This window comes from Robertmurraya mesotrionivorans, assembly GCF_050971805.1.
In the GTDB taxonomy this organism is placed as follows: domain Bacteria; phylum Bacillota; class Bacilli; order Bacillales; family Cytobacillaceae; genus Robertmurraya_A.
Genome location: NZ_JBPCCH010000013.1, coordinates 23,163 through 38,292, shown reverse-complemented (window position 1 = coordinate 38,292; position 15,130 = coordinate 23,163). Strand labels below are relative to the sequence as shown.

The following is a 15,130-nucleotide window of genomic DNA, read 5'->3' as shown; positions in this document are numbered from 1 at the left end:
GATCCTATTTCTTTCACTTTCTATTGTCTTTCGTTCCTGGAAATAAGAGAATAAAGTATGGTACGTTAATAGAAAGATGTAGGAAGGATGTATCGTATGTTTCAAAAAATGATGGAATCTATAGAAGAGATCAGAACAATTACGAATGGGCATGCTCCATTAGGAGAGATAGTGAAACAACTAATTTCTTCTCACGTGGTTGTGGCTCTCAATGAGGCGTACTTTACTATTTTGAAGGATGAAAGAAAACTTCTATCTATTGGGAACCAAGATACTCATATAAAAGATTGGATTAATGAAGTCGAATGGACACCCTCTTCTGTGGTAGTATCTAGTGATTTATCCGTGGAAAAAATGAATTGGCAAAGGCCAGTAGTTTTAAAGGATACAAATAATCAATTAATAGGAATTATAACGGCCGATAAGTGGATCCCCTTCCTCGAACAGGAATGTGAAAAAGTAAAGGGTTACTTCCACATATTATCAGAAACTATTAATGATGCCGTGACAGCTGTTGATAAAGAAGGCAATGTTGTATGTTGGAACAATACCTCAGAACTGACTTATAAAATAAAAAAGGATAAAATCCTTGGAAGAAAACTTAAAGATCACTTTGACTCAGAGTCTCTTGTATTAAACAAAATACTGCAGGAAGGAAGACAAGTTCGTGGAGCCTATCATCGTCCGAACAAAGTGAATCATGTGTTGATTAATGCGGCGCCAATCATTGTAAATAATCAGATTGAAGGCGGAATCGCAATTGAAAGAGATATTACAAAAATCATTCGATTAAACGAAGAATTAACATCAACTTTGCCCGTACTCGTACATCAAGACCATCCTTATTCCTCTATTGTTGGTGTATCTAAGAAAATTAAAGAAGCTGTTGGGATGGCACAAAAGGTTGCCCATGCAGATATCCCTGTTTTATTAAGGGGTGAATCGGGTGCAGGGAAAGAAATGCTTGCTCAAGCAATTCACTATGGGGGCTCTAAAAGTACTGGTCCATACGTAACGATTAATTGTTCGGTTATTCCGCCTGCTCTACTAGAGATAGAACTATTTGGTTTCCAAAACGAATCATTTATTGAGGGAAGCCAGACAAGACAAATAGGAAAAATTGAACAGGCATATAATGGAACTCTTTTTATTGAAGATGTTGATAAAATGACCTTGTCTCTCCAAGAGAAATTATTAGATTATTTAGTAAAGCACTCTTTTTATCGGGTCGGCGGAAAAGAAGATGTTACGGTAAACACTCGAATAGTTGCATCAGCATCTCAATCGTTGGAAGATTTGGTGAGGGAAGGAGAGTTTAATGAAAAGCTGTACTATCACTTATCGGTAATTTCCATTCATATCCCACCTTTACGGGAGAGAACGGAGGATATTGCTCCACTAATTAAACATTATGTAAATGAGTTCTGCACTAATTATCATAAAAAGATCCCGCAAATTGATTCGAAAGTGTTGAAAATGCTTGTAGAATACGATTGGCCAGGGAATGTAAGAGAGCTTAGAAATATAGTGGAAAGATTTATTATTTTATCAGACCAGTCTACTATTACAATCGAAGATGTACCGGAAAATATAATTGAGGTAGTAGAAAAGAAAAGGTTGCCTTTAAAAGAAAAGAAGCAACAAGAGATGGAAGGAAAAAAAGTAGAAGCGTTGCAGATTGAGAGTGCGTTAAGAAAGACATATGGAAATAAAAGTGCGGCAGCCACTCTATTAGGTATATCTAGAGGTACTTTATATAACAAAATTAAAGAATATGGATTATGAATAAACCCCTTTGCAAAGCAAAGGGGGTGTTTAACGTGCTAAGCTTTACTAATCTGTTTATCTGTATTAATAATTTTTCTTGACCGATCATACACAGCCACTTATAATTAGAAAAAAATCGTGATAGCTCTTTTCAATGTCATTCGGACAAGGGGAAGGGAAATCATTTTTATTTGTAATTATTAATTTTGTTTGGTTGCTTATGTAAACACAATGTTTGTGAGTATAGAAGAGACCAGCGATGATGAATTTCCATCACCGCTGGTCTCTTTTTTAATGGGCAATTTTCTAAACTTAAGGAGGGTTTTATATTTGAATCGTTGGTTAGTAGTGTTGGGAGCAGTTCTTATTCAAATTAATTTAGGGGCGGTGTATGCTTGGAGTCTGTTTAATCAGCCGCTTATAGATAAGTTTGGTTGGGCTAGGGAAGATGTAGTTGTTACTTTTTCGATAACGATTGCTGTTTTTGCATTTGCAACGATTTTTGCTGGTAGGCTACAAGACCAAATTGGACCTAGGTGGGTCGCGACGATTGGAGGTTTGCTGCTAGGAATTGGATTAATGCTATCAAGCCAGGCAACTTCACTTTTACAGCTGTATTTCTTCTATGGTGTTATCGGAGGAATTGGAATCGGAATGACCTACGTTTGTCCATTATCCGCATGTGTAAAGTGGTTTCCTGATAAAAGAGGATTTATAAGCGGTGTAGCTGTTGCAGGGTTTGGACTAGGTGGACTTATTTATAAACCGTTGATTGGATATCTAATTGAATTATCGGGAGTTTCATCAACCTTTATGTATTTAGGAATCATTTATTTGTTGTTTGTTATTGCTGGGGCACAGTTGCTGAAAAATCCAACAGAAGAGCAAGTATTAAAGTATCAACCTAGACAACAAACATCTAATAGTCAGGTAAAAACATTTGTAGATGCGAGCAATCAGTTTACACCAAAACAAATGCTTCGAACTCAACAGTTTTATTTATTATGGTTCATGTTTTTATTTGGTAGTGTTTCCGGTTTAATGGTGATTAGTTTTGCGGTCGACATCGGAGTGGATATGGCAAATCTTGAACTTGAACAAGCAGGAAATGCGGTTATGGTAATTGCTCTGTTTAATGCTGCAGGGCGTATTGTATGGGGGAAACTATCCGATCGTTTTGGACGGAAACCTACATTAATCACCATCTATGGCTTAACAGCCGTGATGATGTTTTATATGAGTACAGGAATGATGAACTATCCTCTGTTTTTAATTGCTGTTTCCTTAATAGGGTTTTGCTTCGGTGGTTTTCTCGCTCTTTTCCCATCAGTTACTGCAGACTATTTTGGTGTAAGAAACATGGGAAGTAACTACGGCTTTATGTACCAAGCCTACGGGTTATCTGCGTTTGTTGGACCGATTGTTGTAAAAGCCCTCCCATTTACCTTTGCCTTTTTACTAGCAGGTTGTATCTGTATTGTGGCAATCATTTTAGCTAGAGTGGTTGAAGTACCAAAGATCATTCCTGGGGAAAGGCTTCGTGAAAGAGAAGCATAATAGATTAAAGGGATTTTGACAGAACGTGTCGAATTACTCCTGGCTGACTTTTAGCAAAAAAATTATAGCAGGTGAATCATGAAACGAATGTCAAAACGCATCAAGAATTTTTTCTTCATTCTATTATTTTTATTAATTCTGGCTTTAATTCCAACCCCTTATTATTTGTATCAGCCGGGAAACACAGATGATTTAAGTTCATTGGTAAATGTTGAAGATGGATATAAAGAAGAGAAAGGTAACTTCTATTTAACGACTGTCTTATCCTCAGAAGCTAGCAATATTTATTATTTACTGTATGGGCTGTTAGCTCCACATACGGAAATAAAAAAGGCCTCTGACGTGCAACAGGATTTAACAGATCAGGAATATGATGATCTCCTAAACTTCATGATGAGAGATTCTAAACAAAATGCGATAGTATCTAGCTTTTCTGAAGCCGGAGAAGATCTTGATGTTGATTATAACGGTATTTTTGTATATGGAATTTCAGAACAATCAAAGGCAAATGGTATTCTAAAGGTTGGGGATATAATCACGGAAGTAGATGGAACAAAGGTATCGGAGCGAAACGAATTCATTAATTATATAGAAAAGAATAAAAAAGCAGGAGACACTGTTTCTTTAAACTTTGGGAGAAATGGTAAAACTCTTGAAGAAAGAATAGAAATTATTACTCTAGATGAAGAGACGAACCGTATTGGTCTTGGGATCACTCCTGAAGAAGAGTTTATTGTAGATGTAGCTAGAAAGGTTGAGCTTAAAAGCGAGGATATTGGCGGTCCATCTGCGGGCTTAATGTTCTCATTAGAGATTTATAAGCAGCTTGTTGGAAAAGACCTTACTAAGGGATATGAAATAGCTGGAACTGGTACCATTGACCATGATGGGAATATTGGGCAGATAGGCGGTATAAGACATAAAGTTACATCGGCATCTTTACAGGGAACAGATATTTTCTTTGTTCCAAAAGATTTGACTGAGCTTGACACCAATGAAAAAGATGCGCTAGATGAAGTAAAGAACAGTGGATATGACTTAGAAATCGTGCCGGTTGCTAACTTAGCTGATGCGATAAAATATTTGGAAAATTTGAAGGAAAAGTAGAATTTCAAAGATAGTTTCTAAGAATGCTATCATACGTACCGAGTACATACCGAAAAGGGTAGTACTCGGTTTTTTAATTGCATTACATCATAAGGTTTTGACCTGTTCTTGAACTTTTTGAAATACACGATGACAAAGAAAGCTGATACAAAAAGCACAGACACAATAGATGAATAAAAAGGTAATTTGCCAAAAATAAAGGATCATCCCTGTAGCCGCAATACATAGCAAGGACAAAAACGTGGTTGAGAAGAATCGTAGTGAAAAGAAAAATGAGTTTTTTACAATATCGATTGTTTTCATACGGTAGTGGGACATCATTGGAAATATATAAATAGTTGTTAGTAATAATATAAATCCGATCAGTAAAAAGATAGAATAGAAGATAGGTTGTAAAGACCCAAGGCTATTCATCAAGGTAAAGTCTAAAAATAATAGACCGAACAGCGCTAACCAAATCAACCCAAGCACAAAGCTTTGTTTGAAATTCTCTTTGAAAAATTTCATATAAGAACGAAAGACACTATAGTCTTTGTGGATAATCCATTGTCGAGTGACACAATACATCGCAACGGTCGCAGGGAAAATGGTAATCACGGGAAGACAAAATAAAAGCCATAAAATATTAAGTTGAAAAAAAGCGGTTACAATTTCTAGCATTCTAAAAAAAGCATTGTTTTCGTATTTCATTTTTTCACCAAGTTTCTTATTTTCTAGGATTATCATAAAAATAGCATATTCTTACCGATAAAAAAAGCTGGAATTTCTGTCAGCACAAATATCACGAATTATAAGAGGAGAAGATTATGACCATTAAAGCACTATTTTTTGATTTAGACGATACATTACACGACTCGCAATATCCTTTTGAAAAAACGGTAGAAGAACTGCTCCCGGAAGTAGCTTCAGAATTGAATATGAATGTACTATATATAAAGTTTAGAGAAGCTAGTGATTGGTTGTGGAAGGACTATGTGGCAGGGAAAATGTCTCTAGTCGAGCTGCGAACAAAGAGGATGATCTTGGCTTTAAAAGGTATGGATATAACGATAGATTCTGAAACAGCTCGATTGTTTCAAAACCAATACGAGTATAATCAGAGTCAGCTTAAGATGTTCCCGGAGGTACCGAATCTTCTTGAAGAAATTAAAAGGAAGGGGATCACCGTAGGGATGATCACAAATGGTCCGGTGGAGCATCAGCACATTAAAATTTCTTCTTTAGGGCTGAAAAGTCATATTCCTATCGATCTCATTTTTGTATCTGATGGAGTAGGGGTAGCTAAGCCCAATCCAGATATCTTTCATCATGTGAGAAAGCATGTAAATCTATTGCCTCATGAATTACTATACGTAGGTGATTCATGGGAGAATGATATTGTTGGCTCATCGAAAGCGGGATGGCAATCACTTTGGTTTAACCATCGGAAAAGAGAGCCAGAAACAAACCATAAGCCTCTAGCGGTTATCCACAATCTATCAAACATTTTGGATTATGTATAAATGGTTATGAACAAAAAACTTGTGGGTAAGGTGTTGATAGATGAGTAATGAGGTGTATGGATTTCGTTTTTTGGATACTTTCCAAAGTTCGTTTTATCAGTTATTTGCCGTTGGCCACCAAAAGATACAAGAGAAAAGCTATGATTGGGATGGGTTAAGACGTAAGGATGGTCCGTTATATCTTTTCCAGTATACTGTATCTGGTTTCGGTGATATTGATATCAATGGAAAAGTTCACAGGGTAGAGCCAGGTTCTGCTTTTATGGTGGAAATACCGAGTACTCACAGATATTACTTGCCGACGGATAGCGAGGAGTGGGAGTTCTATTTTATCCTTTTTCGCCCAAGGAAAATTGAACAAGAGTGGCAGGAAGTCGTAAAAATGCTCGGAAGAATACCTAGAATTCAGGAGGACAGCTCTCCCATCCACTTTTTAAAAAGTACGTACTTAGCAGCGGTGAAGAATCAAATTACAGATGGTTTTCGGGCATCGTCCATCGTCTATCAATTTGTAATGGAGCTTTATCGTTATGGAAAAGGATATGAACAAGTAGCAGAGGGATGGCCAGACAAAGTCACTCTAGCAGCACGAATATTGACCGAAGAATATCACTCCTTACAAAGTCTAGAGGAAATTGCTGCGCGTGTTCAACTATCAAAATACCATTTTTCAAGATTATTTAAAAAGCACACAGTTTTTTCACCGATGGAGTTTGTCACAAAGGTGCGAATGGAAAAAGCAATTACCCTCCTGCGAACGACCGATTATACGATCGAGGAGATCGCCAATCAAATTGGATATGCAAGTAGTAGTTATTTTATTAAGGTATTTCATTCTTGGGTTGGATTCTCACCAGGAGAGTTCCGTACTGGGAAGGATTTGCTGCTCATGAATGAGATTCGTTTTAATTAGGAGCAATATTGTACAACTAAAGGCAAAATAATGTGATAGATGTATTTATCTCCGTCCTTTATTATTCAAGACAAGAGCAAAATTATACATGAAGGGCGGGTATGAAGGATGAAACATCACATGTTTGCAAGTACACCCCCATTAGGTTGGAATAGCTGGGACTGCTACGGGGCAACAGTTAGAGAAGAAGAAGTTCGAGGCAATGCAGAGTATATGGCCAAATATTTAAAGGAACATGGCTGGGAATATATTGTGGTGGATATTCAATGGTATGAAGCGGGGGCCAACTCGTCTATTTATCGTCCGTTTGTTCCACTTGAGATGGATGACTATTCAAGGCTCATCCCAGCTGCGAATCGTTTTCCTTCTTCAAAAAAGGGAAAGGGCTTTAAGCCATTAGCTGACTATGTACATGGTTTGGGATTAAAATTTGGCATCCACATCATGCGTGGAATTCCTCGCCAAGCAGTACATGCCAACACACCAATTCTGGGTACAGAGGTTCGAGCACGTGACATCGCTCACCCCAACTCCATCTGCCCATGGAATACGGATATGTATGGGATTGACGCGTCAAAGAAAGGTGCTCAGGAATACTATAATTCTCTGTTTGAGCTATATGCCGAATGGGGACTGGACTTCGTTAAGGTAGATGATATAGCTGCATCAAGACTTTACTATTTTCATAAAGAAGAAATTGAGCTCATTCGAAAAGCTATTGATCACTGTGGAAGAGAGATGGTTCTAAGCCTTTCGCCGGGACCTGCTCCACTTGAATTTGCTGACACTTTAATTGAAAATGCGAATATGTGGAGAATGACGGACGATTTCTGGGATCACTGGGATTTACTCTACGGAATGTTTGAGCGGTGTGAAAAGTGGAGTGAATATGTTGGTGAAGGTCACTGGCCGGATTGTGACATGCTACCGCTTGGTCATATTGGAATCCGCTCTGTCGATGGAGGGGGAGGAGATCGATGGACTCGCTTCACGAAGGATGAACAGATTACAATGATGACATTATGGTCCATTTTCCGCTCGCCACTTATGTTTGGAGGAGACTTGCGTGACAATGACGAATGGACGTTATCACTTCTCGCAAATCCCGACGTATTAAAGATGCATAAAGAAAGTCATAGCAACCAACTTGTATCTCGCGAAGAAGATCGAGTGGTTTGGAGTGCCAAGGATTTAGAGGGGAACACGTATGTTGCATTGTTTAATTTAAGCAATGAAACGGCAACTGTGAAGACAACTCTTGACCAGGTAGGAGTTACTGGGGTGAAGCAGGCACGTGAACTGTGGACACATAAAGAACTTGGTGAGATAACAGATGAAATGGAACAGGTGCTTCCGCCACATGGAGCGGTATTGGTGAAGTTGTATTAACAGCGTGGATGCTTTTGTGGAAAAAACAAATTGAAAAACGTCAGGTTAAAGTAAATTTTATCGATTTTCCGCTTTTTCTTAGTTGTTTGGTTTGGATTTTTGGAATTTTTAATAGAAATATAGCGGATGAATGGGAATGGGGAAGGCTTTATTTGCGATTGTAGAGATTTGTTTGCGATTCTAGAAATATATTTGCGATTCCAGAGATTTATTTGCTATTCGAAAATTTTATTTGCGATTACACCAATATATTTGCGATTCAATAAATTTACTTGCGGTTCCACCAATATACTTACGATTCTACAAACACTCAATTCTGATAGCGCACCACCCACAATAGATAAAAAACGAACCCTGCCACATCACGCAGGGTTCGTACCTTATCTAAATCAAGCTAGTCTTTTTCAACTGCATCGTTGAATTTCTTACTACAAGTTCAGGGTCATACACCTTCGATTGAGGTACTTCTTTCTTTTCCACTGCTGATACAATCCATTTTGCTGCTTCAATCCCCATGTCCATTTTCGGATGGGTAACAGTGGTTAATTTTACTTCTGTTGCTTCTGCTAAGAACGAGTCATCGTATCCAACAATAGATACATCTTCTGGAACTTTTAAATCGAGTTTACGGAGAACATCTAGTACACTTACGGCCAGCTGGTCATTGTAGCACACAATGGCGGTTGGTTTTTCATCCTTTGAGAAAAACTCTTCAATTTGTTTCAATGTTTTGCTATTCACATCTTCTGTAGAATAGGTAATGACCATTTCAGGGAAAAACGTAACACCGTGCTCTCTAAATGCCCGAATAAATCCTTGCATCCGATTAACCCCTTGAAGGTCATCTGTTTTGAACAAACCGATAATTTTTTCATGACCCAATTTAATTAAATGTTCGGTCGCGATAAAACCTCCGTGCTCGTCATTCATGATAATATGAGGAGGCATCAACTGAGAATAAAATTGGTTAATCATTAAATAAGGAATATTGTTTTGTTCCAGTTCAAGATAGTAGTTAATGTTAGGATTATAGTTGCTACTCTTTGTTGGTTCAACAATAAGCCCATCAACATTTCTATCTAACATCGTTTGTAAACATTGTCTTTCTTTCTCCACATTATTATCTGTACAAGATAAAGTTAACGTATATCCTTGTGTTGTCAAATAGGATTCAATTCCTCTAATAATGGACGGGAAGATATAATCAGAAATATAGGTAGTGATAACACCAATATTTTTTCCTTTTATTACAGAAGAAGAAGATTGACTCTGTTGTTGCGATTGTCTAGGATTATGCGAACAGAAGGTACCAGCACCTTGTTCTCTATAAAGTAATCCTTCATGGACGAGATCACCCACCGCTTGTCGCACGGTATGTCTACTAACCCCAAATATCTGCACAAGTTCATTTTCCGAGTAAATTTTTTCCCCAGGGTTTACCTTCCCTGTTTCAATCCACTCCACGATCTTTTCCTTAACCATGTTGTATTTAGTTTTTTGTTGTGCCACTGAGGTATCACCGCTTTCTATTCCATGTACATAATTAAAAACAACTTATACGTACAACATATATATAATAATACCATAGTATCAAATAAAATGGAAAAAAACTATGCCGTACAAGTGTATTTTATAAATAAATATGAACACGTACGGACATAATAAATATTTTTTTGAAAAATCGCATTGACATGTACGAACAGGTGTATTACTATTTTAATTGTAGAGAATACGCTTTCAAAGAAAAAACTCTTAAGGGTCAATTGCTTTTGCTTGAAAACTACTAATTTATTAGGAGGGATTTATATGTAATTCCCTAACATGTACGTACATATAAAAAAGACTATTATTAAACTAGAGAATAAGCTATTATTTTTTTAAAGTAAAGTGATTACGCTTTCAATTAGTTTTTCTTAATTTCATTCTTTTATGACTACAATAGGTTGAAGATGGAGGGATTAACTTGTTTAAATCATCTAAAAAATTTGGTGTAATAATGCTTCTAGCAATAATGGTGATTGGTGCAATCCTTAGTGGGTGCTCAAGTAGTGATAAGGCTAGCAGTGACGGCAAGGTTGAGCTTACTTTTATGTTTAGAGGAAATCCTGAGGAACTAGCAGCTTATAAAGCTACTGTAAAGAGATACGAAGAAGCAAACAAGGATGTAAAAGTTACAATGGTTCAAACAGCTCCTGATCAATATGATACGAAGCTAAAATCAGCAATCGCAGGACGTAAAATTCCAGACGTTTTCTTCTATAACCCAGCTCAAGTAAAAGCGTATGTAAACTCTGGAGTATTATTAGATATTACGGAACAAGTTGAAGGATCAACTGACGTAAAAATTGATGACATTTGGGAAGCCGGGATTAATAAGTACCGTTTTGATGGTGAAACATTAGGTCAAGGTTCAATCTATGGATTACCAAAAGATTTAGGTCCTTTCGCTTTAGGTTACAACAAAACAATGTTTGAAGAAGCAGGAATTCCACTTCCTGATAAAGACAAGCCATACACTTGGGATGAATTCATTGATGTTGCTAAGAAGTTAACAAAAGATAATGATGGCGACGGTAAAATGGATCAGTATGGAACAGGATTTAACGTAAACTGGGCATTACAACCATTTGTTTGGAGTAACGGCGCAGATTGGATTAACGAAGATGGAACAAAGGTTACAATCGACGATCCTAAGTTTATCGAAGCATTACAATTCTTTGTAGACCAACAAAACAAGCACCAAATTACTCCTTCTATTGGTGACGCACAAACATTAGATACCTACCAAAGATGGTTAAAGGGTCAATTAGCATTCTTCCCAGTTGGACCATGGGATATGGCTGCTTTTAAAGAGCAATTAAAGTTTGAATATGATTTACTTCCTTGGCCTGCAGGTTCTACGGGTGAATCTTCTGCTTGGGTTGGATCTTTAGGTATCGGTGTTGGAGCAACAACAAAACATGCTAAAGAAGCAGCTGAGTTAGCAATGTTCCTATCTGCTGACCAAGAGGGACAACAAGCATTAGTTGACGCGCAAGTTCAATTGCCAAATAGTGTAGAAGTAGCAGATGCATGGGCTGCTGACACATCAATTAAACCTGACAATAAACAAGAATTCCTAGATATCATTAAAGACTACGGTCGTGGATTCCCAGCTGAAAAAACTTATACTGCTGAATGGTATGATGAGTTCTTCAAAAACATTCAACCAGTGTTAGATGGTAAGACATCAGTTGAAGACTACGTAAAAGAAGCACAACCGAAAATGCAAAAACTATTAGATGCAGCAATCGAACAAGAAAAACAAGCAAGTAAGTAATAGCGATTCATTGAAAGATTAACAATGTGTAAATGGTGCTAGATTCATAGAATCATAAGCTAGCATCATTTACATCTTTTAATAAAACGTTACTTGTACCAAAAGAAAGCGTGTATTCATGCTTTTGTTGAAAGGGTGAGGAAAGATGAAAGCGACATCCAAGCTGTATCGCACAGAACAAAGATATGCCTATTTGTTTATTGCAGCACCAGTCTTAGGATTCCTCATTTTTGCAATGGTTCCTCTTATTTATTCAATGTACGGAGCCTTTACGAATTGGAATGGTCTAGGACAAATGGAGTTTATCGGCTTTGAAAACTTCATAAATTTATTTAAAGACGAGTATTTTTACAAGTCGATGTATAACACCTTCTTTATGATGCTAGGTATTCCGATTGGAATTGTGCTAGCACTTTTACTGGCTCTAGCTCTGAATAGAGGAATCTTTGGAACAAATACCTTCCGCGTGCTTTACTATATTCCTGTCATTTCCTCCATTGCAGCGGTTTCTATTCTTTGGCAATGGGCGTATAACGGAGATTATGGTTTAGTTAACCAATTTTTAGATCTTATTGGAATTGAGGGTCCTAACTGGTTGCAAAATACAGCTACCGTAAAACCAGCATTAATTATTATGGCTGTCTGGAAAGGATTAGGATATACCATGTTGCTGTATTTAGCAGCACTACAAAGTGTACCTAAAACCTTCTATGAAGCTGCGAAATTGGATGGAGCAAACGCTTTTCAAGCCTTTTGGCATATCACGCTTCCAATGGTAAAACCAGTAACATTCTTTATTATCGTTACAAATATTATTGGTGGAGCGCAGATCTTCACTGAAATTAACGTTATGACACCTACTGGTGGTCCTGAGTATAGTTCAGCATCAGTTGTTTTCTACATTTGGCAAAAAGCATTTGGTAACTTCCAATTAGGTTATGCATCTGCAATGGCCTTAGTATTAGGACTCTTCATCTTTATTATTACCCTGATCCAATTTAAGATGAACGAAAAATCTTCCTTTGAATTGGATTAAGACTAGGTTAATAAAAAGACTAATAGAAAGGGGCTTTTGATAATGGAAGTTGCAGTAGTAGAAAAAGAAGTGAAGCTTGAGCCGATGTCTGAGAAAAAGAAAGATAGAATTACCAATATATTTGTTTTTGCCTTCCTAAGCTTCGGGGCGATCTTTATGGTAGCGCCGCTCCTGTGGATGTTCTCTACATCACTTAAATCGAAGGAAGACGTTTTTGCTTTACCGCCTGTATGGATTCCGAAAGATATCTCTTTTTCTAAATATCTTGAAATTTGGGATATGGGGCCACTTTTATCGGGTATTGGTAACAGTTTAATTGTGGCATTATCAGTAACAATTATTGGTACCCTTACTTCGAGTTTAGCAGCTTTTGCATTTGCGAAGCTGAAGTTCAATGGGAAAAATAAAATCTTTATTATGCTTTTTGCATCGGTTATGATTCCTTATCCGGTGCTCATGATTCCGCAGTTCATTATGTTTTCAAGTATCGGTTGGGTAGATAGTTTATTACCATTAATCGTACCTGGTCTTTTTGGGAATTTATTCATGATTTTCTTCTTACGACAATACTTGAATAGCGTTCCCAATTCCATTATTGAAGCAGCAAAAATTGATGGATGCTCGTATTTCCAAATCTTTTATAAGATTATCTTTCCATTAATTAAACCAGCTGTTGCTGCACAATTAATTCTGTGGTTTATGGGAATCTGGAATGACTATTTAGGTCCGATTCTTTACTTAAACTCACCAGAGAAGCAAACATTACAGCTAGTTATTGCAAACTTTAACGCGTCGTATGCGATCCAAAGTGATTATCCGCTCATCATGGCGGCATCAGTGGTTGCTTTATTACCGATGTTAATCGTATTTATTATCTTCCAGAAGCAGATTATCGAATCGATTGCTATTTCTGGTGTAAAAGGTTGATACATTGATTCAGGAGATGCAAATCAAAATACCGGGAATATTTTGATTGAAAAATTGAATACAAAAAAATGGAAAGGCACTTATCGAGAGTTACATAGGATAAGTGCTTTTATTTTCATAATTTATTTGTTGGGAGCCACAACAGTGAACAAACAAAAGATACTTTTTCTAGGCGTAAGTATTGCTCTGTTACTAGTATTAGCATTATTTATTACGCCTAGATTCATAGAACCAAATACAAATGATCTATCTGGTCTTAGTGTTCCTTCTCCGCCAGCTGATAAGGTTATTCCTAAAGTAATGAATGACCTTATCTACAAAGAAGAAGAGTGGACAACGAATTTTACCCATGACGGTGCCATTATAAAAGATGGTGATTGGTATTATGTATATTCGACTGATTACATGGTCGGTGCACCGCCGACGCCAGGAATTCAAATACGAAAATCAAAGGATCTGATTCACTGGCAGTTTGTTGGTCGAGTGTTTGATCAAGTTTCAAGTGACGCGTGGGAATGGACTGGTGGGACGACGTATTGGGCGCCAAATGTTGTTGAAATGAATGATAAGTTTTACTTGTACTATTCCGTCTCCTCAGTTGGGAAGCGAACTTCGTATATCGGTTTAGCAACAAGTGACTCATTGGAGGGGCCTTGGAAGGATGAAGGAGCTGTGTTTAAAACGCAGGAAGGCGATGGGTATACGGTAAACGCCATTGATCCGGATATCACGTTTGATACAGAAGGACAGCCATGGATGGTTTATGGTTCATATTTTGGGGGCATTTTTATCACGAAAATTGATCAGCAAACAGGGAGATTAGTAGATCCAACGGAAGAAGGAACATTAATTGCCCAACGGAAAAACATGAGTTATGGAATTGAAGCGCCTGAGATCATGTATAATCCAAACACCGGATATTACTATTTAACCGTCTCGTATGAATGGTTAGAGGACACGTATAATGTGCGGACCGCCCGCTCAAAGAATATTACAGGACCTTATCTAGACTTCAACGAAAACGATATGGTTGATCCGTCAGATGATTCCTTTGATATCGGTAATAAAATCGTTGGCTCGTATGCTTTTAACAAAGATAGCGGCTGGCTTGGAACAGGGCATAATGGCTTGCTTGAGGATAATGGAGATTACTATTTAATCCACCAAGCGAGAGCAGGTGAGGAAATATACTGGTCTCATTTACATGTGAGAAAAATCGTATGGACTGAGGATGGTTGGCCGGTTGTATCTCCAGAGAGATATGCGGGTGAAAAGGAACAGAAAATAGAAGAAAAACACATTATTGGAGATTGGGAGCAAATTCTCCTCCCGCGGTATGACGACACACTGCAAACTTCCCGGAAACTGACCTTCCTTTCGAATGGAAAGATAGAAGATGAAAGCGGAAAAAGTAGTTGGGAATTAACTGGTGACAACACGCTTACGCTAGCAATCTATGATCCTGGGGTCGCTCCTGATGATTATTGGGAGTATAGCTTAAAAGTACTGCCAGGATGGGACTGGGAAAATTGGAATGAAACGCTTGTATTTACTGGGATGAATGAAGAAGGAACGGCCATCTGGGGGAAAAAGCAAATTAAAGGAGAGTGATT

At 37.6% G+C, this 15,130-nt stretch carries 12 protein-coding genes; 10 read left to right on the top strand and 2 right to left on the bottom strand.

All coding sequences use genetic code 11. From position 1 onward, the window contains the following. Positions 1 to 96: 96 nt before the first annotated feature. The 3 genes from ACRX5O_RS17925 to ACRX5O_RS17915 all read left to right on the top strand — a co-directional run bounded on the left by ACRX5O_RS17925 (position 97) and on the right by ACRX5O_RS17915 (position 4,431). The gene (locus tag ACRX5O_RS17925; RefSeq protein WP_433907194.1) at positions 97 to 1,785 is read left to right on the top strand and encodes a sigma-54 interaction domain-containing protein; all 1,689 of its coding nucleotides are present in this window, start codon (positions 97 to 99) and stop codon (positions 1,783 to 1,785) included. A 312-nt stretch (positions 1,786 to 2,097) separates the two neighbouring features. Further along, positions 2,098 to 3,324, top strand: a complete 1,227-nt coding sequence (locus ACRX5O_RS17920; RefSeq protein ID WP_433907193.1) for an L-lactate MFS transporter — start codon at positions 2,098 to 2,100, stop codon at positions 3,322 to 3,324. Between the two features lie 78 nt (positions 3,325 to 3,402). Further along, on the top strand, positions 3,403 to 4,431 hold the full coding sequence (locus ACRX5O_RS17915) for a SepM family pheromone-processing serine protease (protein WP_433907192.1): 1,029 nt from the start codon (positions 3,403 to 3,405) through the stop codon (positions 4,429 to 4,431). An 87-nt stretch (positions 4,432 to 4,518) separates the two neighbouring features. Here ACRX5O_RS17915 and ACRX5O_RS17910 read toward each other — a convergent pair whose 3' ends face one another. Continuing rightward, positions 4,519 to 5,091 (bottom strand): YesL family protein, encoded by a 573-nt coding sequence (locus ACRX5O_RS17910; RefSeq protein WP_433907264.1) that lies wholly within the window; start codon positions 5,089 to 5,091, stop codon positions 4,519 to 4,521. Positions 5,092 to 5,237: 146 nt separating this feature from the next. Here ACRX5O_RS17910 and ACRX5O_RS17905 point away from each other — a divergent pair, with 146 nt between their 5' ends. The 3 genes from ACRX5O_RS17905 (at position 5,238) to ACRX5O_RS17895 (ending at position 8,235) form a co-directional block, all read left to right on the top strand. Beyond that, positions 5,238 to 5,933, top strand: coding sequence for an HAD family hydrolase (locus ACRX5O_RS17905; protein WP_433907191.1), 696 nt, complete (start codon positions 5,238 to 5,240; stop codon positions 5,931 to 5,933). A gap of 40 nt (positions 5,934 to 5,973) precedes the next feature. Next, positions 5,974 to 6,846, top strand: coding sequence for a helix-turn-helix transcriptional regulator (locus tag ACRX5O_RS17900; RefSeq protein ID WP_433907190.1), 873 nt, complete (start codon positions 5,974 to 5,976; stop codon positions 6,844 to 6,846). 108 nt (positions 6,847 to 6,954) lie between these two features. Then, entirely contained in the window at positions 6,955 to 8,235 is a 1,281-nt protein-coding gene (locus ACRX5O_RS17895; RefSeq protein ID WP_433907189.1) for a glycoside hydrolase family 27 protein, read from the top strand. 384 nt (positions 8,236 to 8,619) lie between these two features. Here ACRX5O_RS17895 and ACRX5O_RS17890 read toward each other — a convergent pair whose 3' ends face one another. Beyond that, positions 8,620 to 9,717 (bottom strand): GntR family transcriptional regulator, encoded by a 1,098-nt coding sequence (locus ACRX5O_RS17890; protein WP_433907263.1) that lies wholly within the window; start codon positions 9,715 to 9,717, stop codon positions 8,620 to 8,622. A gap of 514 nt (positions 9,718 to 10,231) precedes the next feature. On the opposite strand from ACRX5O_RS17890, the gene ACRX5O_RS17885 reads away from it, so the two are divergent. The 4 genes from ACRX5O_RS17885 to ACRX5O_RS17870 all read left to right on the top strand — a co-directional run bounded on the left by ACRX5O_RS17885 (position 10,232) and on the right by ACRX5O_RS17870 (position 15,128). Continuing rightward, positions 10,232 to 11,554, top strand: a complete 1,323-nt coding sequence (locus ACRX5O_RS17885; RefSeq protein WP_433907262.1) for an ABC transporter substrate-binding protein — start codon at positions 10,232 to 10,234, stop codon at positions 11,552 to 11,554. A gap of 145 nt (positions 11,555 to 11,699) precedes the next feature. Then, positions 11,700 to 12,590, top strand: coding sequence for a carbohydrate ABC transporter permease (locus tag ACRX5O_RS17880; RefSeq protein ID WP_433907188.1), 891 nt, complete (start codon positions 11,700 to 11,702; stop codon positions 12,588 to 12,590). A gap of 84 nt (positions 12,591 to 12,674) precedes the next feature. Further along, on the top strand, positions 12,675 to 13,517 hold the full coding sequence (locus ACRX5O_RS17875) for a carbohydrate ABC transporter permease (RefSeq protein WP_084362070.1): 843 nt from the start codon (positions 12,675 to 12,677) through the stop codon (positions 13,515 to 13,517). Between the two features lie 144 nt (positions 13,518 to 13,661). After that, positions 13,662 to 15,128 (top strand): arabinan endo-1,5-alpha-L-arabinosidase, encoded by a 1,467-nt coding sequence (locus ACRX5O_RS17870; RefSeq protein ID WP_433907187.1) that lies wholly within the window; start codon positions 13,662 to 13,664, stop codon positions 15,126 to 15,128. Positions 15,129 to 15,130: the final 2 nt, after the last annotated feature.

Bases quoted from the DNA above. Each gene is read 5' to 3' on its own strand.
- ACRX5O_RS17925 (WP_433907194.1), top strand. From the start codon at position 97: ATGTTTCAAAAAATGATGGAATCTATAGAAGAGATCAGAACAATTACG.
- ACRX5O_RS17915 (WP_433907192.1), top strand. From the start codon at position 3,403: ATGAAACGAATGTCAAAACGCATCAAGAATTTTTTCTTCATTCTATTA.
- ACRX5O_RS17910 (WP_433907264.1), bottom strand. From the start codon at position 5,091: ATGCTAGAAATTGTAACCGCTTTTTTTCAACTTAATATTTTATGGCTT.
- ACRX5O_RS17905 (WP_433907191.1), top strand. From the start codon at position 5,238: ATGACCATTAAAGCACTATTTTTTGATTTAGACGATACATTACACGAC.
- ACRX5O_RS17900 (WP_433907190.1), top strand. From the start codon at position 5,974: ATGAGTAATGAGGTGTATGGATTTCGTTTTTTGGATACTTTCCAAAGT.
- ACRX5O_RS17895 (WP_433907189.1), top strand. From the start codon at position 6,955: ATGAAACATCACATGTTTGCAAGTACACCCCCATTAGGTTGGAATAGC.
- ACRX5O_RS17890 (WP_433907263.1), bottom strand. From the start codon at position 9,717: ATGGTTAAGGAAAAGATCGTGGAGTGGATTGAAACAGGGAAGGTAAAC.
- ACRX5O_RS17885 (WP_433907262.1), top strand. From the start codon at position 10,232: ATGCTTCTAGCAATAATGGTGATTGGTGCAATCCTTAGTGGGTGCTCA.
- ACRX5O_RS17880 (WP_433907188.1), top strand. From the start codon at position 11,700: ATGAAAGCGACATCCAAGCTGTATCGCACAGAACAAAGATATGCCTAT.
- ACRX5O_RS17875 (WP_084362070.1), top strand. From the start codon at position 12,675: ATGTCTGAGAAAAAGAAAGATAGAATTACCAATATATTTGTTTTTGCC.